At 70.8% G+C, this 2,054-nt stretch carries 3 protein-coding genes; all 3 read right to left on the bottom strand.

The window, feature by feature from the left end:
- Positions 1 to 12 precede the first annotated feature (12 nt).
- On the bottom strand, positions 13 to 762 hold the full coding sequence (locus AX744_RS03015; RefSeq protein WP_058631677.1) for a sulfite exporter TauE/SafE family protein: 750 nt from the start codon (positions 760 to 762) through the stop codon (positions 13 to 15).
- On the bottom strand, positions 759 to 1,346 hold the full coding sequence (locus AX744_RS03010; RefSeq protein ID WP_230977793.1) for an ankyrin repeat domain-containing protein: 588 nt from the start codon (positions 1,344 to 1,346) through the stop codon (positions 759 to 761). Before AX744_RS03010 ends, AX744_RS03015 begins: the two co-directional genes overlap by 4 nt.
- A 174-nt stretch (positions 1,347 to 1,520) precedes the next feature.
- The coding region (locus tag AX744_RS03005) for a bifunctional 4-hydroxy-2-oxoglutarate aldolase/2-dehydro-3-deoxy-phosphogluconate aldolase (RefSeq protein ID WP_061015353.1) at positions 1,521 to 2,054 on the bottom strand (534 nt) is incomplete at its 5' end.

Here is a 2,054-nt window from a genome sequence, read left to right as displayed (position 1 = left end):
GCGTGGGTGTGGTCAGAACAGCAGGTAGACCGCGCCGAGGATGGTGAGGGCGATCACGATGCGGTCGAACACGCGCTGATTCATGCGGCGGGCGACTCGCAGTCCGAGGAGCGCGCCGACGACGACGAGCGGGGCGAGCACGGCATCCATCAGCAACACGGGCGTCTCGAACAGCCCGAGGCCCGCGAGGAAAGGGACCTTGATCACGTTGATGATGGCGAAGAACCAGGCGGACGTGCCGAGGAACACCTGCACGGGGGTGCGGGTGGCCAGGAAGTACATCGACATGACCGGGCCTCCGGCGTTGGCGACCATGGTGGTGAAGCCGCCGAGGGTTCCGTAGGCGCCCGCGAGGATGATGCCGCTGGACGGGGGAGCCGCAGCGTCCGCTCTGCTCTGCCGCCACCGACGCCACAGGGTCACGGCGATCATCAGCAGCAGGATCACGCCGATCGCCCGACGGACCACCCCGTCGCCGGCGAGGGCGAGGAACGCGAAGCCGACCAGCAGCCCGGCGATCACCGCGGGAGCGAGCCGCAGCAGCGTCGGCCAGTGCGCGTGGCGACGGTAGGCGGTGAGGGCGAACAGGTCGCCGACCATCAGGAGCAGGAGGGTCGCCGCCGTCGAGGTGCGTGCCGGCAGCACGGCGGCGAACAGGGCGATGGCCAGGATGCTCCCGCCGGGCAGTGCCGTCTTCGAGATGCCGATCGTCACCGCGGCCACCGCGAGCGCGGCCCAGGCCCACGGGTCGAGGGCGATCACCGTTCGAGCTCGGCGACGATCGCGTCGTAGCCCCGTGCTGTGGCGAGATCGACCGGGAGCACGCCGTCCCCGTCGGGGATGCTCGTGTCTGCTCCGCCGTCGATGAGCGCGCGCACCACGTCGACGTAGGTGGAGGAACCGTCGCCGAGAACGATCGCCTCGTGCAGCGCCGTCCAGTTCAGGTCGTTGATGTGGTTCGGGTCGACACCGGCCTCCAGCAGGATGGCGATGGTCGAGAGGAGTCCGCGTTCGGCGGCGGGGATCAGTGCCGTGCCGCCGAAGCGGTTCGTGCTTGCGAGGTCGGCGCCGTTGTCGAGCGTCAGCAGGAGGATCTCGTCGTGTCCCCGCGCACCGGCGTACAGGTAGGCGGAGTCCTGGATGTCGTCCTTGGCGTTGACGTCCGCACCCGCGTCGATGAGAACGCGCGCCGCGTCGACGTGATCGGCCTTCGTCGCGGCGATCAGTGCGGTCATGCCCCCAGGCCCCCGTGCCTCGAGGTCCGCCCCGTCGTCGATCGCCTTCCGGACGGCGGAGGCGTCTCCGGACGCTGCGGCGGCGAGCAGATCGCGAGTGGCGTCGGTCATGGCGGACTCCTGGGTCGATGAGCGCGGATCAGGTGCCGACGGAGGCGTGGCCGACGTGCAGCCGGTCGCGGTCAAGAGCGCGATCGCGACGGCGCCGATCGACAGCATCCGTCGCGCACCCATGCATCCGGTATACCAAACGATGGGGAGTGTGCGGTGCTCGATCGCGCGGTGTCACTCGCGCGTGGCGGTGAGGGCCGCGGCGAATCGTGCGGCGCGCTGCTCGATGTCGGTCCAGTCGGCGTTCTTGATCGACGCGCCGTTCGCGAGGTCTCCGCCCGCACCGACCGCGACGGCTCCGGCGGCGAACCAGGCGGCGAGGTTGTCGGGGTTCACGCCACCGGTGGGCATCAGCGTGGCGTCGGGGAACGGTCCGCGCAGGGCGCCGAGGTACGACGGGCCACCGAGCGATGCGGGGAAGATCTTCACGACGTCGACGCCGAGCTCGAGTGCGCCCATGACCTCGGTCGGGGTCATGGCGCCGGTCATCACGACCCGGCCCGTTTCGAGCATGCTGCGCGTGAGGTGCGGCAGGGTGCCGGGGCTCACGAGGAACTCGGCTCCCGCGTCTGCAGCCTGCTCGGCCTGCGCGGCCGTGGTGACGGTGCCGGCCCCGACGTAGGCGGCGTCGCCGTGGCGGGTGATGAGCTCGCGGATGACGGCGGGGGCGTCGGGAGTGGAGAAGGTCACCTCGATGCCCGTGACCCC

Source organism: Microbacterium sp. CCH5-D1 (genome assembly GCF_001557335.1).
Classification (GTDB): Bacteria; Actinomycetota; Actinomycetes; order Actinomycetales; family Microbacteriaceae; genus Microbacterium; species Microbacterium oxydans.
The sequence above is the reverse complement of the archived record's forward strand: the minus strand, read 5'-3'. Positions and strand labels throughout refer to the sequence as shown.

What these genes read in the sequence shown, in the direction of transcription:
- AX744_RS03010 (WP_230977793.1), bottom strand. Translation starts at nt 1,346, where the DNA reads ATGACCGACGCCACTCGCGATCTGCTCGCCGCCGCAGCGTCCGGAGAC.